This is a genomic window from bacterium, from assembly GCA_026129405.1.
Lineage (GTDB): Bacteria > Desulfobacterota > Binatia > DP-6 > DP-6 > JAHCID01.
On the sequence record JAHCID010000001.1, the window covers coordinates 519,508 to 536,003 of the forward strand.

17 protein-coding genes are annotated in these 16,496 nt (G+C 69.0%); all 17 read left to right on the top strand.

Features of this window, described 5'->3' with window-relative positions; genetic code table 11:
- Nucleotides 1-83 precede the first annotated feature (83 nt).
- The 17 genes from dnaN to atpG all read left to right on the top strand — a co-directional run bounded on the left by dnaN (nucleotide 84) and on the right by atpG (nucleotide 16,487).
- Nucleotides 84-1,199, top strand: coding sequence for a DNA polymerase III subunit beta (gene dnaN / locus KIT14_02370; protein ID MCW5889377.1), 1,116 nt, complete (start codon nucleotides 84-86; stop codon nucleotides 1,197-1,199).
- Between the two features lie 115 nt (nucleotides 1,200-1,314).
- A complete protein-coding gene (gene gyrB / locus KIT14_02375) occupies nucleotides 1,315-3,765 on the top strand; it encodes a DNA topoisomerase (ATP-hydrolyzing) subunit B (GenBank protein ID MCW5889378.1) in 2,451 nt (816 codons plus the stop codon).
- Between the two features lie 15 nt (nucleotides 3,766-3,780).
- The gene (gene gyrA, locus KIT14_02380; GenBank protein ID MCW5889379.1) at nucleotides 3,781-6,315 is read left to right on the top strand and encodes a DNA gyrase subunit A; all 2,535 of its coding nucleotides are present in this window, start codon (nucleotides 3,781-3,783) and stop codon (nucleotides 6,313-6,315) included.
- A gap of 157 nt (nucleotides 6,316-6,472) precedes the next feature.
- Nucleotides 6,473-6,631: a 50S ribosomal protein L34 gene (rpmH, locus tag KIT14_02385; GenBank protein MCW5889380.1), complete on the top strand. Its 159-nt coding sequence runs from the start codon at nucleotides 6,473-6,475 to the stop codon at nucleotides 6,629-6,631.
- A 10-nt stretch (nucleotides 6,632-6,641) separates the two neighbouring features.
- Nucleotides 6,642-6,995 (top strand): ribonuclease P protein component, encoded by a 354-nt coding sequence (rnpA, locus tag KIT14_02390; GenBank protein ID MCW5889381.1) that lies wholly within the window; start codon nucleotides 6,642-6,644, stop codon nucleotides 6,993-6,995.
- Between the two features lie 4 nt (nucleotides 6,996-6,999).
- Nucleotides 7,000-7,224, top strand: a complete 225-nt coding sequence (yidD, locus tag KIT14_02395; GenBank protein MCW5889382.1) for a membrane protein insertion efficiency factor YidD — start codon at nucleotides 7,000-7,002, stop codon at nucleotides 7,222-7,224.
- Between the two features lie 3 nt (nucleotides 7,225-7,227).
- The gene (yidC, locus tag KIT14_02400) at nucleotides 7,228-8,808 is read left to right on the top strand and encodes a membrane protein insertase YidC (GenBank protein ID MCW5889383.1); all 1,581 of its coding nucleotides are present in this window, start codon (nucleotides 7,228-7,230) and stop codon (nucleotides 8,806-8,808) included.
- Between the two features lie 167 nt (nucleotides 8,809-8,975).
- Nucleotides 8,976-9,425: a hypothetical protein gene (locus KIT14_02405; protein ID MCW5889384.1), complete on the top strand. Its 450-nt coding sequence runs from the start codon at nucleotides 8,976-8,978 to the stop codon at nucleotides 9,423-9,425.
- A 14-nt stretch (nucleotides 9,426-9,439) separates the two neighbouring features.
- Nucleotides 9,440-10,096, top strand: coding sequence for a 16S rRNA (guanine(527)-N(7))-methyltransferase RsmG (gene rsmG / locus KIT14_02410; protein ID MCW5889385.1), 657 nt, complete (start codon nucleotides 9,440-9,442; stop codon nucleotides 10,094-10,096).
- 68 nt (nucleotides 10,097-10,164) lie between these two features.
- Nucleotides 10,165-10,968: a ParA family protein gene (locus KIT14_02415; GenBank protein MCW5889386.1), complete on the top strand. Its 804-nt coding sequence runs from the start codon at nucleotides 10,165-10,167 to the stop codon at nucleotides 10,966-10,968.
- Between the two features lie 25 nt (nucleotides 10,969-10,993).
- Nucleotides 10,994-11,878, top strand: coding sequence for a ParB/RepB/Spo0J family partition protein (locus KIT14_02420; protein ID MCW5889387.1), 885 nt, complete (start codon nucleotides 10,994-10,996; stop codon nucleotides 11,876-11,878).
- 251 nt (nucleotides 11,879-12,129) lie between these two features.
- Complete coding sequence (locus tag KIT14_02425; GenBank protein MCW5889388.1) at nucleotides 12,130-12,534, top strand: polymer-forming cytoskeletal protein; 405 nt, start codon at nucleotides 12,130-12,132, stop codon at nucleotides 12,532-12,534.
- A gap of 70 nt (nucleotides 12,535-12,604) precedes the next feature.
- Nucleotides 12,605-13,039, top strand: a complete 435-nt coding sequence (locus KIT14_02430; GenBank protein ID MCW5889389.1) for an ATP synthase F0 subunit B — start codon at nucleotides 12,605-12,607, stop codon at nucleotides 13,037-13,039.
- Nucleotides 13,036-13,542, top strand: coding sequence for a hypothetical protein (locus KIT14_02435; protein ID MCW5889390.1), 507 nt, complete (start codon nucleotides 13,036-13,038; stop codon nucleotides 13,540-13,542). Before KIT14_02430 ends, KIT14_02435 begins: the two co-directional genes overlap by 4 nt.
- Nucleotides 13,539-14,081 (top strand): ATP synthase F1 subunit delta, encoded by a 543-nt coding sequence (gene atpH / locus KIT14_02440; protein MCW5889391.1) that lies wholly within the window; start codon nucleotides 13,539-13,541, stop codon nucleotides 14,079-14,081. The genes KIT14_02435 and atpH overlap by 4 nt, the downstream gene beginning before the upstream one ends.
- 27 nt (nucleotides 14,082-14,108) lie before the next feature.
- Nucleotides 14,109-15,617: a F0F1 ATP synthase subunit alpha gene (gene atpA, locus KIT14_02445; protein MCW5889392.1), complete on the top strand. Its 1,509-nt coding sequence runs from the start codon at nucleotides 14,109-14,111 to the stop codon at nucleotides 15,615-15,617.
- Between the two features lie 9 nt (nucleotides 15,618-15,626).
- Nucleotides 15,627-16,487: an ATP synthase F1 subunit gamma gene (atpG, locus tag KIT14_02450; protein MCW5889393.1), complete on the top strand. Its 861-nt coding sequence runs from the start codon at nucleotides 15,627-15,629 to the stop codon at nucleotides 16,485-16,487.
- Nucleotides 16,488-16,496: the final 9 nt, after the last annotated feature.

The following is a 16,496-nucleotide window of genomic DNA, read 5'->3' on the forward strand; positions in this document are numbered from 1 at the left end:
CGACGGATCTCTTAGAACACAGGAGATCGGAAGTAACCGGGATCGGGGATGACGGGGACAACGCCCCAATTCCGAGGTGAGGCATGGAAGTCACACTGAAGCGTGACGACCTGGTACGGGGGCTGCACCTCGTTCAGGGCGTCGTCGAGCGGCGGACGCCGCAGCCGATCCTGGCCAACGTGCTGCTCGAGCCGAGCGAGGGCGGCATCGCGCTCACCGCGACCGACATGGAGGTCGGCCTCCGCGTCACGGTGCCGGCCCAGATGAAGAAGCAGGCAGCCGTCACCGTGAACGCGCGCAAGGTCTACGAGATCGCGCGCGAGCTGGCGGCCGAGGACGTCACGCTGAAGGTCGGCACGGCGGGCTGGGTCGACGTGGTCGCGGGGCGATCGCGCTTCAAGGTCGTCAGCCTCGATCCCAAGGACTATCCCCAGCTGCCTTTCGGGGCCAACGCTGGCACGGGCACCCCGATCCGGATCGCGGCGGGTACGCTCCGCGAGATGATCGACAAGACGCTGTTCGCCGTCTCGCAGGACGAGACCCGCTTCAACCTCTCGGGCGTATACGTCGAGTCGGCCGAGGGCGGCATCCTGCGCATGGTGGCCACCGACGGTCACCGCCTCGCGATGATCGATCGCTCGGTCGCCGACGCCAAGCTGCCGCGCGGGGTCATCATGCCGCGCAAGGGTCTGGTCGAGGTCCGCAAGCTCCTCGACGAGACGGGCGAGGCCGAGCTCACCCTGGTCGTGGCCGAGAAGGACGTTCGCGTGCACACGCCGCAGCTGTCGTTCTTCATGCGCCTCGTCGAGGGCGAGTTCCCCGACTACCGCCAGGTGGTTCCCGCCTCGACCCGCGCCCGGGCACAGGTGAACCGCGACGATTTCCAGGCGGCCGTCCGGCGCATCTCGCTGCTCGCGAGCGAGCGTTCCCACGGCGTGAAGCTGCACTTCGAGAAGGGCAGCCTCGAGCTGTCGGCGAGCAACCCCGATCTCGGCGAGGCCAGCGAGGACATCGAGGCCTCCTACGGCGGCGAGTCGATGAGCATCGGCTTCAACGGGCGCTACCTGCTCGACGTCCTCAACGTGCATGCCCAGGGCGACGTCATCGAGCTGGGGCTCACCGAGGAGGTGGGTCCGGGCCTGCTGCGCGGCTCCCAGGACCCGACCTACACCTACGTCCTCATGCCCATGCGCCTGTAGTGGGGACCTTCGGACGTCCCCGGGCGGCTCTCGCCGACACGCCCGCGGACCGTGGTCGCGAAGTGGCGCCCCGGGGGCGGGGACGGTATAAAGTTCCGTTCCCCCTCGCACGCCTATGAGCACTCAGGATCCGCAGGGGCCGGTCGAGCAAGGCCCCCAGGCCTCCGACTACGGCGCCGACAACATCAAGGTTCTGGAAGGGCTGGAGGCCGTCCGGAAGCGCCCCGGGATGTACATCGGGGACACCGGCGAACGCGGTCTCCACCATCTGGTCTACGAGGTCGTCGACAACTCGATCGACGAGGCCCTCGCCGGCTACTGCACCCGCATCGACGTCACGATCCACATCGATTGCAGCGTGACGGTGGTCGACGACGGGCGCGGCATCCCCGTCGACATCCATCCCACCGAGGGCGTGTCGGCGGCACAGGTCGTGCTTACCAAGCTCCACGCCGGCGGCAAGTTCGACAAGGGTGCGTACAAGGTGTCGGGCGGCCTCCACGGCGTCGGCATCTCGGTCGTGAACGCCCTGTCGGAGTTCCTCGAGATGGAGGTCCGGCGCGAGGGGAAAGTCTACGAGCAGCGCTACCAGCGCGGCGAGCCCGAGGGGCCGGTGCGCGAGACGGGCGTCACCGACCAGCGCGGTACGCACATCACCTTCAAGCCCGACGCGCTCATCTTCGAGAGCACCGAGTTCAGCTTCGACATCCTCTCGCAGCGGCTCCGCGAGCTGGCGTTCCTCAACCGCGGCGTACGTATCACGATCACCGACGAGCGTGACCGCAAGGAGCACGACTTCTTCTACGAGGGCGGCATCGTCTCCTTCGTGCAGCACCTGAACCGCGCCAAGAGCCCGATCCACGAGGAGCCGATCTACCTGCAGGGCACGCGCGACGGCGTCGACGTCGAGATCGCGATGCAGTGGAACGACGGCTACGCCGAGAACGTCTACGCCTTCGCGAACAACATCAACACGATCGAAGGCGGCACGCACCTGATCGGCCTGCGCTCGTCGCTCACGCGTACGGTCAACGCCTACGCGGTCTCGAACGGCCTCACGAAGAAGGACGACGAGAGCCTCCAGGGCGAGGACATCCGCGAGGGTCTCACCGCCGTGATCAGCGTCAAGGTCCCGGAGCCGCAGTTCGAGGGCCAGACCAAGACGAAGCTCGGCAACAGCGAGGTGAAGGGCATCGTCGAGACGCTCGTGAACGACCGTCTCGCGATCTACCTCGAGGAGCATCCGGCCGAGGCGAAGCGCGTCGTCATGAAGGGGCTCGAGGCTGCGCGGGTGCGCGAGGCCACCCGCAAGGCGAAGGAGCTCGCGCGGCGCAAGGGCGCGCTCGACGGCGGCTCGCTCCCGGGAAAGCTGGCGGACTGTCAGGAGCGCGATCCGGCCAAGTCCGAGCTGTTCATCGTCGAGGGCGACTCGGCCGGCGGCTCGGCGAAGCAGGGCCGCGACCGCAAGAACCAGGCGATCCTGCCGCTACGCGGGAAGATCCTAAACGTCGAGAAGGCGCGCTTCGACAAGATGCTCTCGTCGCAGGAGATCAAGCTCCTGATCACGGCGCTCGGCGCCGGCATCGGCCGCGACGACAAGGACCTCGCGAAGCTGCGCTACCATACGATCATCCTCATGTGCGACGCCGACGTCGACGGCGCCCACATCCGCACGCTGCTCCTGACGTTCTTCTACCGCCACTTCCAGGACGTCATCGAGAGCGGCCACCTCTTCATCGCCCAGCCGCCGCTCTACCGGGTGAAGCGCCAGAAGTCGCAGCAGTACCTGAAGGACGAGCCGGCGCTGGAGGACTACCTGATCGAGCTGGGTGCCGGCGACGTCATCCTGCACGGCCAGAACGCACCGGCGCTCTCGGGCACGCCGCTCAAACAGCTCGTGAAGAAGGTGATCCGGCTCGAGAAGGTTCTCGATGTCCTCGAGCGCAAGGGCCGCAACCGCTACATCGTCGCCGCCCTGGCCCGGCATCCGCGCTTCGACGCTGCCGCGCTCGGCGACCGTGGCGTGCTGGATGAGGTGGTCGAGGCGGCGCAACGATACCTCCAGACCACGGCCCCGGACATCGTCCCGGTCGGCTTCGGCTACGAGGACGACCGCGAGCACGGCTGCCTGCGCCTGGTCGCGTCGACGCGCTCGAACGGGGCCCAGACCCGCAACGTCTTCGACCGCGAGCTGCTGACGTCGCCCGAGTTCGACGAGGCCCGCCGCATCGCACGCGAGCTGGCGCTGGCCGGCGATCCGCCGTTCGTCCTCGGCGAGGGGGAGAAGGCCGAGAGCGTCCCCAGCTTGTCCCAGGCCCTGGCGCGCATCATGGCCGAGGCCCGCAAGGGGCTCGAGATGCAGCGCTACAAGGGGCTCGGCGAGATGAACCCCTCGCAGCTGTGGGAGACGACGATGGATCCGTCCACCCGCACGCTGCTCCAGGTGAAGATCGAGGACGCCGTCGAGGCCGACATCATCTTCTCGACGCTGATGGGCGACGAGGTCGAGCCCCGGCGGAAGTTCATCGAGGAGAATGCCCTCAACGTCCGCAACCTCGACGTCTAGGAGCGCCGCCGAGCGATGGAGCACGACCCGCAGCGGGTACCCGTCAACATCGAGGACGAGATGCGCTCGTCCTACATGGATTACGCGATGTCGGTCATCGTGGGTCGAGCCCTGCCGCTCGCCCGCGACGGCCTGAAGCCGGTCCATCGGCGCATCCTCTACGCGATGTTCAACGAAGGCCTGCTGCACAACCGGCGCTACTCGAAGTGCGCCGGCGTCGTCGGCGAGGTGCTGAAGCGCTACCATCCGCACGGCGACTCGGCGGTCTACGACGCCCTCGTCCGCCTCGCCCAGCCGTGGAACGTGCGCTACCCGCTGGTCGACGGCCAGGGAAACTTCGGCTCCGTCGACGGCGACCCGCCCGCGGCGTACCGCTACACCGAGTGCCGTCTCACCCAGCTCGCCGAAGAGCTGCTCGCCGACATCGAGAAGGAGACGGTCGACTTCGTCCCGAACTTCGACGACTCGACCTCCGAGCCTCTCGTCCTGCCGACGAAGGTCCCGAACCTCCTCATCAACGGGGCCGCCGGCATCGCCGTCGGCATGGCGACGAACATCCCTCCGCACAACCTCACCGAGGTCTGCGACGGGCTGATCGCGCTCCTCGAGAACCCGGCGCTGACCATCGACGAGCTGATGAAGTTCATCCCCGGTCCCGACTTCCCGACCTACGGCTTCATCTGCGGCAAGAAGGCGATCCGCGACGCCTACCACGACGGCCGCGGCATTCTCACGATGCGCGCCAAGGCCGAGGTCGAGACCGACGAGAAGACCGGCCGCTCGGCGATCATCGTCACCGAGATCCCGTACCAGGTGAACAAGGCGCGGCTGATCGAGCGCATCGCCGAGCTCGTGAACGAGCGCAAGCTCGACGGCATCGCCGACCTGCGCGACGAGTCCGACCGCGAGGGCATGCGCATCGCGATCGACCTGAAGCGCGACGCCGTGGCCGAGGTGCTGCTGAACCAGCTCTACAAGCACACCCCGCTGCAGGAGTCCTTCGGTGTGAACATGCTGGCCATCGTCGACGGCCGGCCGAAGCTGCTGAACCTGAAGGACGCGCTCGAGGTCTTCCTGCGCCACCGGCGCGAGGTCATCGTCCGCCGGACGATCTACGACCTCCGCAAGGCCGAGGAACGCCTCCACATCCTCGCGGGCCTCAAGATCGCGGTCGAGAACCTCGACCAGGTGATCCAGATCATCCGCGCCGCCGCCGACCCGCCGACCGCGCGCGCGAACCTCATGTCGGCCCTCGGCCTGACGCAGATCCAGGCGCAAGCCGTGCTCGACATGCGCCTCCAGCGCCTGACCGGGCTCGAGCGCGACAAGATCATGCAGGAGTATGCCGAGGTCGAGGCGCAGATCGCGCGCTACCGGCAGATCCTGGGCGACGAGAGCGAGATCACGAAGATCATCGTCCAGGAGCTGACCGAGCTCCGCGACAAGTACGGCGACGAGCGCCGCACGAAGATCGTCGGGGAGGTCGGGACGATCTCCGTCGAGGACCTCATCGTCGAAGAGGACATGGTCGTCACGATCTCCCACGAGGGATACGTGAAGCGGAACCCGGTCACGCTCTATCGCGCCCAGCGGCGCGGCGGACGCGGGAAAATCGGGGCGACCACGCGCGACCAGGATTTCGTCGAGCATGTCTTCGTCGCGTCGACGCACTCGTACATCCTGTTCTTCACCACGGCGGGCAAGGTGTACTGGCTGAAGGTCCACGAGATCCCGCAGGCCGGACGCACGGCGCGCGGGCGCGCGGTGACGAACCTGCTCAGCCTGAAGGCCGACGAGAAGCTGTCGGCGTTCCTACCGGTGCGCGAGTTCCAGGAGGGCTGCTACCTCCTCTTCGCGACCCGCCGCGGTCTCGTGAAGAAGACCGACCTCATGTCGTACGCCTCGCCGCGGCCGTCGGGCCTGATCGCGATCGCGCTCGAGGCGGGCGACGAGGTCGTCGGCGTGAAGCTCACCGACGGCAAGTGCGAGGTGATCCTCTCGACCGCCGAGGGGCAGGCGATCCGATTCGAGGAATCGGAGGTCCGCCCCATGGGACGCTCCACCTACGGCGTCGTGGGCATGAAGCTCGACGAGGGGGACAGCGTCGTCGCCATCGACCTCGTCGAGCCGGGCAACGCGCTGCTCGCCGTCTCCGAGAACGGCTACGGCAAGCGCACCGCGATGGACGAGTACCGGTGCACGCACCGCGGCGGCAAGGGCATCATCACGATGCGCACGACCGACCGCACGGGCCGGGTGATCGGCGTCCGCATGGTCAGCGAGGACGGCCAGCTCATGCTGGTCACGAGCGGCGGCAAGGTCATCCGCATCCGGGCCGCCGAGATCCGGGTCATCGGCCGCAATACCCAGGGCGTCAAGCTGATCGATCTCGAGGAGGGCGAGCGCCTGGCCTCGGTCGCACGCCTGGCGGAGGCCGACGCCGAGAGCGACGCGACGACGGCGGTGGTCGAGGATCCGACCGAAGGGACGCTTGCCGACGAAGCGCCGGCCGGCGAGGACCCAGGCCCCGATCCCGACGCCGAGGTCTGATCGGTTCGACGCGATTCCGCTCCGGGTTCGGCGTCGAACCCGGCGACGGAGGCAGACGGGCCTCACGGTTGCGCGTCGCCTCCAGCCGTTCGATCGGCTCTTCCTCTCGATCGACGTTGACAAGCGCAGGAGCCCGTGATGTTGACTGCGGGTTCCCATGAAGCGGACCTATCAGCCGAGCAACCGGCGCCGAAAGCGGACCCACGGGTTCCGGGCGCGCATGGCCACTCCCGGAGGGCGCAACATCATCAAGCGCCGCCGCGCCAAGGGCCGCAAGCGCCTGACCGTCAGCATCCCTCCCAAGCAGCCGGGGTGATGCGACGGGCGTGACGGGCTCTTCCGCCAGCTTCCCGAAGAGCGCCCGTCTCCGACGGCGGCGTGAGTTTCTGCTCCTCCAGCGAGAGGGGCGACGCCGGCACACGCCCCATTTCGTGGTCATCCGCGTTCCCGCCCGAACCAGCGAGTCGCGCGTGGGCATCACCGTGAGCTCGCGGGTCGGCGACGCGGTCACCCGCAATCGCTTGAAGCGCTATGTTCGCGAGATCTTCCGGCGTCGTCGCGCGGCGCTGGCGACGGCCGTGGATATCGTCGTCATCGCGAAGCCCGGCGCCCACACCCTCACCCATGCCCAAGCGGTCACCGAGATCGAGCGCGCCCTGGAGCTGGCACCAGCGCGCTGACCGGATCGGGGCGGCGGTTCTGGTGACGGGGGTGCATGCCTACCGGCTGCTCGTTCGTCCGATCCTACCACCGGCGTGCCGCTTTGCTCCGAGCTGCTCCACCTTCGCGCTCGAAGCGCTGCGCACGCATGGAGCCTGGCGGGGGAGCCGTCTGGCGATTCGGCGCCTCCTGCGCTGTCACCCCTGGAATCCGGGCGGCTACGATCCCGTGCCGTCCCGACGAGGTTGATCCGTGGATCAGAGACGCGTCTGGCTGGCCGTTGGCCTCTCGCTCCTGCTGTTGCTCGTATACGAGCAGTTCATCGTCCGTCCGTACCGCGAACACGCCGTGCCGCCCCCGGAAGCGGGGTCGCCGGCGGCGCCTGAGGCCCGGGCGCCGCAGCCGCTCACGATGGTGAACCCGGCGGAAGCCCCGGCGAAGCCGACGGGCGCCCTCGCGGCACCGGTGGCGGACGAAGCGGGAGCCCGTGTGTCGATCCGCACCGATCTGTTCGAGGCGCAGCTGAACCTCCAGGGTGGGCGGCTCGAGCAGTGTCTGCTGACGCATTTCCGGCGCACGGTGGATCCGTCGAGCCCGCTCCTGAACCTCGTCGAGCCCGGCGACGTCTTGCCCCTCACGGTGCAGGTAGGGAGCGGCAGCGACGTCGGTGTCCGCTACACGGCCGACCGCGCGGAGCTGCTCGTGACGGGCGCCGACGAGGGCGAAGTGGTCCTGTCGGGAACCCTGCCCAGCGGGGAGCCGATCAGCAAGACGCTGCGCTTCAAGGGAGATAGTTATCTATTTGATATGCACGTCGCGGTGGCGGGGGGCGGGGTGGGTCTGGTCCTCACCCCGGTCGCGAGTGAGGGCGCCCTCGGGGGAAACCAGCCCGGCTACGAGACGGCGGTCGTCTTCGCGGACGACAAGACCACGTCGAAAACTCCGCACGATCTGAAGGAAGAGAGCACCACGATCGAGAACGCGGTGTGGGCAGGGTTCTCTGCCCAGTACTTCGTGGTGCTCGGCCTTCCGTCGACGACCGGGAAGGCACTGCTCGGCGCGACCGATGGGACGCCGATCGTGCGCATCGACGAGGAGACGGTGGATGGGCGGGCGTCGTTCCACCTCTTCGTGGGACCGAAGGAGCGCGGTGTGCTGGCGGACGCCGGACATCAGCTCGATCGCGTCCTCGACTTTGGCTACTTCTGGTTCATCGCGATCCCGCTCCTCCAGGCGCTGAAGCTGCTCCACAAGATCAGCGGGAACTACGGCGTCGACATCATTCTGCTGACGGCGTGTGTGAAGGCGGTCACGATCCCGCTTACGCAGCAGTCGCTGCGCAGCATGAAGGCCATGCAGAAGCTCCAGCCGGAAATGCAGCGCCTGCGGGATCGCCATAAGGACGACCAGGTCGCGCTCCAGAAGGAGATGATGGAGCTGTACCGGCGCAACAAGGTGAACCCGCTCTCCGGGTGCGTGCCGATGCTGCTCCAGATCCCGATCTTCGTCGGCCTCTACAACGCCCTGATGCACTCCATCGAGCTGCGGCACGCGCCGTTCATGCTCTGGATCAACGACCTCGCCGCGCCGGACCGCCTCATGGTTGCCGGGATCGGCATCCCGGTGCTGGTGCTGCTGATGGGAGGCAGCATGATTCTCCAGCAGTGGCTGACCCCGCAGCAGGGAGATCCGACACAGCAGAAGATCATGCTGCTGATGCCGGTGGTGTTCACCTTCATGTTCATCGGATTCCCGTCCGGGCTGGTGCTCTACTGGCTGGTGAACAACGTCCTCAGCATCGCCCAGCAGTACTGGATGCTACGCCAAGCCTGACGGATGCCGGGGCGGTGCACTCGCTGGAGGTCGAGGCGGCGATCGAGGGTAGGCTGACTCGGCTCGAGGGCGAGAGCGTAGGGCGACCGTCGGGCGGGGGGAAGGCACGCGTCCGGGTCACACCCGGGACCGGGGTTTCCCCGGAAACCTCAAGTAGAAAGCGTGGCGTGCCCGCCGCGCTGGTCCTCGTCGATGTGCGGCGTCGACTCGAGCTCTCCTGCGACGTCAGCCGGAGCACCGGGAACGAGCCAGGGAGCGTCGTCGGACCAGACGATGGGTCGGTGATCGGTCGCCACGCGCAAACCCTCGACGCGGTCGAGCACGTCTTGGGCCGCATCGTGTTCGGCGACTACGTTCGCACCGCCAAGGTGACCACCGATGTCGAGGCCTATCGGGAGCGCCGCGAGCGTTCGCTGGTTCCGATGGCGCATCGGTCGGCGGAGCGGGCGCTTGCCAAGGGAACTGGCGTCGCCATCAGCCCGACGGGCGCCCGAGATCGGCGCATCATCCGACTCGCTCTACGAGCGGGAGGAGGCGCCACGACGCGCCGTGAAGCCGAGGGGAAGCTCCGTCGCGTGAGGATCGTCCCGCAGTATCCTGGGCATTCGCGACCGTAGGCGGAGGATTCCCGATGGAGCGGCCCGAGTCGCGAATCGCCGGCGCCGCGCGCCAGGTCGGCTACAGAGAGCTGGACGCCGCCTCCACGGAGCGGCTGGTCCGCTATCTCGATCTGCTGATGCTGTGGAACCGGCGGTTCCACCTCACAGGGGACCGTGATCGGGACAGCCTGGTCGACCGCCACGTCGCGGACTCCTTGGCGGTCGCAGCGGAGGTTTCGACCTCCGGACACCTCGTGGACATCGGGTCCGGGGCCGGATTTCCCGGCGTCGTCGTAGCCTGCGCCAGACCCGACGCCCGCGTGAGTCTTCTCGAGTCCCGCCGGCGGCCGGTGAGCTTTCTCGCGGAGGTTGCGCGCACGGTTCCGCTTCCAGGTCTCGATCCGATCCTTGGGCGGGCCGAGGACGCGCCGGATCGTGGGCTGCGGGACGCGGCCACCGTCGCGGTGTCTCGGGCCGTCCGCGCCGATGCCTTTCTTCCGCTCGCCTACCCCCTGGTGGTGCCGGGAGGGATCGCGCTCGTCATGGCAACACCCCACCAGTCGCTGGCGCGTACCAACGCGGTCGGTGTGGCGCTCGGCTTCGCCTTGGAATCGACCCGAGACTACGTGCTGCCGCGCGGGGAGAAGCGGATCCTGGTGCGCTTCCGCAAGCCCGACGCGGCTTCCTGATTCAGCGTCGAGCGCGCAGTTTCCCAGGCAACAGCTCTATGCTACAGCCGCCTCCGGAGCAGCTGTCGATGGGGCGCGTCGTGGCGGTGGTGAATCAGAAGGGCGGCGTAGGGAAGACCACGACGGCCGTGAATCTGGGGGCGGCCCTGGCGATGGAGGGCCTGCGCACGCTGGTGATCGACCTCGATCCTCAGGGAAGCGCAACCACCGGCCTCGGCCTGCATACGGTGGCGCTCCACGGCACCATCTACGAAGTGTTGCTCGGTGGACGCCCCGCCCGTGAGGCCGTCCATCGCACGAGCGTCGAGAAGCTCGACGTGCTGCCGGCGACTCGGGATCTGGTCGGCGCCGAGATCGAGCTCGTCAACCTCCAGGGACGCGAGCAACGCCTCGCCGACGCCCTTGCCCCGATCCGCGACGACTACGACTTCCTCCTGATCGACTGCCCGCCGTCGCTGAGCCTGCTCACCGTGAACGCGCTTCGCGCCGCCGACGGCGTCATCGTGCCGCTCCAGGCCGAGTACTACGCCCTCGAAGGTCTGACGGCCCTCCTCGATACGGTCGGCCGCGTCCGCGACGCCCTCAACGCGACGCTGGCCCTCGATGGCCTCGTCCTCACGATGTTCGACGGCCGCAACAGCCTTGCCCGCCAGGTCCAGCAGGAGGTGCGGACGCACTTCGGCGATCAGGTCTACCGCACCGTCATTCCCCGTAACGTACGTCTCTCCGAATCGCCGAGCCATGGGATGTCGGTCATGAGCTACGATCCCTCGTCCCGGGGAGCAGTGGCCTACCGCGCCCTCGCCGCCGAGGTCGCCGCCCAACGGAACGCCCCACCGATCGCCCGCCAGGCGGCCGGCGGCGCGGAGTAGATCTCAATCATTCTTGGGGGTTTTCATGCGTAAGGCTCTCGGTCGGGGATTGGAGGCGCTGCTGCCGGGCGCGGGGACGGGGGCCCCGGTCCCGGCGACGGAATCGCCGGCGGCGCCCGTCGAGGTGGCGGTGGCGGACATCAGCGCCAACCCGGATCAGCCCCGCAAGCACTTCGACGTCGAAGCGCTGGCGGCCCTGGCGGAGTCGATTCGGCATCACGGTGTCCTCCAGCCGATCGTCGTGCGCCGCGCCGCCCAGGGCTACGAGGTGATCGCCGGCGAGCGCCGCCTGCGGGCGGCGCAGCAGGCTGGCATTCCGCACGTGCCGATCGTGGTTCGGGAGGCGGAGCCGCAGGAGCGGCTCGAGCTCGCCCTGATCGAGAACATTCAGCGCGAGGACCTCACCCCGCTCGAGGAGGCGGAGGCCTACCGGCACCTGATCGACGAGTACGGACTCACGCAGGAGGATCTGGCCCGGCGCGTCGGCAAGAGCCGTCCGGCGGTGGCGAACGCGCTTCGGCTGCTCAGCCTCCCGGAGCCGGTGAAGGCTCAGCTCGAGGCCGGTGACCTGACCGCCGGACATGCCCGGGCGGTGCTTTCGGTGACCGGGGCAGGAGCCCAGGTGGCCTTCGCACACGAGATCGTGAGCCGGGGCATCCCGAAGTCGGAGGCCGAGCGCCTGGCGCAGGTCCGGCGCGGCGACGCGCCGAAGAAGGGCGGCCGCCCGCGCACCGCACAGGTCGCCGCCGATCCGCACTGGCGGGCCTTGTCGGAGGACCTCACCCGCACCCTCGGGACCCGCGTCCGGATGACGCCGAAGGGGCGCGGCGGAACCATCGAGATCGAGTTCTACTCCGACCTCGAGCTCGACCGTCTGCTCGACGTCCTGCGCGCCGGATCCCGGGTCTGAGGGGCGCCGAGTGCGCTCCCACGCTGCGCGCGTGGCCGTTTTGACACTCCGCGCAGCCCGGTGCTAGAAGCGCTCCGTTTCGGGACGGGCGCCTCCTGTGGCCAGGGTTTCCGGAGCACCTTCGGAGCACGTCGATGGCAATCTTCGGGAAGGATCGCGAGCGTAACGATCGGAGCTTCGGACCTCCTCCCGTCCCCGCGACGAGTGGTGGCGAGGTGGCGACCGCGGGCGAGCGCGAGAGGAGCAGGCCCATGCCGGAGGACGGCAGCGCGACGAGCGCTTTTCTCGGAAAGGGAAGCCGGGTCACCGGAAAGCTGGTGTTCGAAGGCCCCGTTCGCATCGAGGGACAGGTAGAGGGCGAGATCGCGGCCCAGGACACGCTGACGATCGGCGAGAGCGCCGTCATCAACGCGCAGATCGTCGGCAACTCGATCGTGATCCACGGCAAGGTCACGGGCGACGTGACGGCCCGCAAGCGCCTCGAGATTCGCGCTCCGGGCAAGCTCATCGGCAACATCTCGGCGCCCACGCTGGTGATCCACGAGGGCGTCGTCTTCGAAGGTCAGTGCACGATGGGCGGGGAAGCGCAGCGTCCTGCGAAGGAAGCCAAGGTTGCGCACCTGCCGAAAGACGGCCGTGCCGACGTCGCCCCTTGAAGCCCTGCGCCGAGGGCACTAAGTAAGCCCGCCTTCACGCTCCTCACCGCCTCGCTCCGCCCCATCCCGCATGCTCCAGATTCCGCCGGACTATACGTTCTTCGTCCAGATCGCGCTCTTCCTCGTGCTCTGGGTGGCGTTGAAGCGCCTCTGGTTCGACCCGGCCATGGCCGTGGCGAAGGAGCGCGCCATCCGCTCCGAAGGGGCCATCGCCGAGGCGAAGTCGGTCCAAGGCCGCGCCGAGACCATGCGGGCGGAGCACGCGCACAAGCTCGCGGAGGCGCGGGCGGAGGCCCAGCGTGAGGCGCAGGAGATCCTGCGCGCGGCCGAGAGCGAGCACCGACGCCTCGTCAACGAGGCCACCGAGGAGGCGCAGCAGACCATCGCCGAGGCGCGCCAGCGGATCGCCGAAGACGTCGCCACCGCGCGTCGCGCGCTGCGCTCTGAGGTCGAGGCGCTCGCCGGCGACGTCGCCCGCGCCGTGATGGGAAGGACGGTGCGATGACCGAGCACGGCGCACATCACGCCCCCCAGATCACCGATCTCATCCTCCCGGCGATCAACTTCGCGCTCTTCGCGGCGCTGCTGGTGTGGAAGCTGCGCGGGCCGATCGTCGAGTACTTCCGCGAGCGCACGGAGCGCATTCGCGACGCCCTCGCCGCCGGGACCCGGGCCCGCGCCGAAGCAGCGGCGCTCGAGGCCGAGATCGCCCGCGACCTCGCCGAGCTTCCCGCCCTGACCTCTCGCATCCGCGCCGACCTGCGCGCCGCCGCGGAGACCGAGCGCGATCATCTCGTCGCGCAGGGGCGCCGCACGGCGGAGCGTCTCCGCAACGACGCCCGGTTGCTCGCCGACCAGGAGGCCCGCGCCGCCCTCCGCGACGTCCGGCGCGAGGTGGCCGACGAGGCCGTGCGCGAAGCCACCGCTCTGGTGCGTGGCGCCCTCGGTCCCGACGACCAGGCGCGCTTCGTGCGCGAGTTCGTGAGCTCCGCGGGAGCCTCGGCGTGAACGGCGGCCTCGCCCGACGCTATGCCCGTGCCCTGCTCGGCCTGGAGCCCGATCGCAGCGTGCTCGACGCCACCGGCGACGAGCTCACCCGCGTCGCCGACGCCTTCGCCGAGCCGCGCCTCCGCGCCGTCGTGCTGAACTCGGGCATCGATCTCGACGCGCGCCGGCGCATCGTCGGCGAGATCGTCGAGCAGCTCGGCGTGTCGACCGACGTCGGCAACCTCGTCCGCCTCCTCGCCGACCGCGATCGCCTGCCGATCCTCGGCGACGTGGCGCGCGCCTTCGAGGCGATGGTCGACGGCGCCCTCGGCCGCGCGCGCGTGCGCATCCGCACCGCGCAGCCGCTCGGGCCGGCCGAGAAGACCGAGATCGTCGACCTGGCGCGGCGGCTCGTGGGTCTCGACGTCGTGCCCACGACCGACGTCGATGCCGAGCTCCTCGGCGGCGTCGTGCTCGACGCCGGCGGCACCGTGTACGACGGCAGCATTCGAACGCAGCTCGCCCGCGTGGCGAACGAGATGGCCGGGGGCGAGGGTTGACCCGCCCGGCCGGGGGGAATTGACGCGATGCAGATCCGCGCGGCGGAAGTCAGCGACATCATCCGCAAGCAGATCCAGGACTACGAGAAGCAGCTCGAAGTCCGGGAGACGGGCGTCGTCCTGTCTGCCGGTGACGGCATCGCCCGTGTCTACGGCCTCGACAAGGTCGCGGCCGGCGAGCTCATCGAGTTTCCCCACGGCATCTACGGCCTGGCGTTGAACCTGGAAGAGGACAACGTCGGCGTCGCCCTGATGGGCGAGGCGCAGGCCATCAAGGAAGGCGATGAGGTCAAGCGAACGGGCCGTATCGCCGAGGTGCCCGTCGGCGACGCCCTGCTCGGCCGCGTCGTGAACGCGCTCGGCCAGCCGGTCGACGGCAAGGGGCCGATCGACACCCCGCACCGCCAGCGCATCGAGCTGAAGGCGCCGGGCATCATCGCCCGCGAGCCCGTGAAGCAGCCGCTCCAGACCGGCATCAAGGCGATCGACGCATTGATCCCGATCGGACGCGGCCAGCGCGAGCTCATCATCGGCGACCGCCAGACCGGCAAGACCGCGGTCGCGATCGACACCATCATCAACCAGAAGGGCGGCGACGTGCACTGCATCTACGTCGCCGTCGGCCAGAAGCGCTCCACGGTCGCGCAGGTCGTCGACAAGCTGCAGAAGTTCGGCGCGATGGAGTACACGACGGTCGTCATCGCGTCCGCGTCCGACCCCGCGCCGCTCCAGTTCATCGCGCCCTACAGCGGCTGCGCGATGGGCGAGTACTTCCGCGACAACGGCCGGCACGCCCTCGTGATCTACGACGACCTCTCGAAGCAGGCCGCGGCGTACCGCCAGCTCTCGCTGCTGCTGCGCCGCCCGCCGGGCCGCGAGGCGTATCCCGGCGACGTCTTCTATCTCCACTCGCGCCTCCTCGAGCGCGCGGCGAAGATGAGCCAGGAGCAGGGCGGCGGCTCGCTGACGGCGCTGCCGATCATCGAGACCCAGGCCGGCGACGTGTCGGCGTACATCCCGACGAACGTCATCTCGATCACCGACGGCCAGATCTTCCTCGAGACCGACCTGTTCTACTCGGGCGTCCGGCCCGCGCTGAACGTCGGCATCTCGGTGTCGCGCGTCGGCGGCAACGCGCAGGTGAAGGCGATGAAGAAGGTCGCCGGCCCGCTGCGTCTCGAGCTGGCGCAGTTCCGCGCCATGGCGGCGTTCGCGCAGTTCGCCTCCGACCTCGACGCCGCCACCAAGCGCCAGCTCGCCCGCGGCGAGCGGCTCACCGAGGTGATGAAGCAGGCCCAGTACCAGCCGGTGCCGGTCGAGCGGCAGATCCTCATCATCTACGCCGCCACCGCCGGTCACCTCGACGCCTACCCGGTCGGCGCCATCGGCCGCTACGAGCGCGAGCTCTACGCTTTCGTGGAGGCGAAGCACCCGCAGGTGTTCGCGCAGATCCGCGACAAGAAGGAGCTCACCGAGGACGTCACGAAGGCCGTCGAGACGGCCCTCGCCGACTTCGCCTCCGTCTTCTCGGCCTGATCCCGCCCGATGCCCAGCCTCAAAGACCTGCGCAAGCGGGTGGCTTCCGTGAAGTCCACCCAGCAGATCACCAAGGCCATGAAGATGGTGGCCGCGGCACGCTTGCGCCGTGCGCAGGAGGCCGCGGAGCGGGCGCGGCCGTACGCGGGGAAGCTGAGCGAGATGTTCCGCGCCGTCGTCGCCGACCTCGGCGAGGAGGCGCACCCGCTGCTCGCGCGCCGCGAGGAGCGTCGCATCGACGTCGTCGTGCTGACGAGCGACCGTGGTCTCTGCGGCGGCTACAACGCCAACGTCCTCCGGCTCGCGTCGAGCTTCCTGCGCGAGAAGGCAGGCGCCGAGGTCTCGCTCTACGTCGTGGGCCGCAAAGGCCTCGAGTACTTCCGTCGGCGTGGGCCCTCGCCCACCAGCGAGAAGACCGGCGTCGCCAACGAGCCCATCGTCGAGGTGGCGCGCGAGGTCGCCGCACGGGTGACCGAGCGCTTCGCCGCCGACGAGACCGATGCGGTCTATCTGATCTACAGCCGGTTCCGCTCGGCCATCGCGCAGATCCCGAGCGTCGTGCCGCTGCTGCCGGTTCCGCTCGAGACCGAAGGCGAGACCGGGCCGGCCGTCGACTACATCTTCGAGCCGCCGCGCGCCGAGCTGCTGGGTGCGTTGCTGCCGCGCTACATCGAGGCGCAGATACTCCAGGCCCTGCTCGAATCGCAGGCGAGCGAGCTGGGCGCGCGCATGACGGCCATGGACAACGCCACGCGCAACGCCTCCGACATGATCGACCGCCTCACGCTCCAGATGAACCGCGTCCGCCAGGCCACCATCACCACCGAGCTGATGGAGATCGTGTCGGGCGCCGAAGCGCTCAAGGGGTAATTCGCGCCA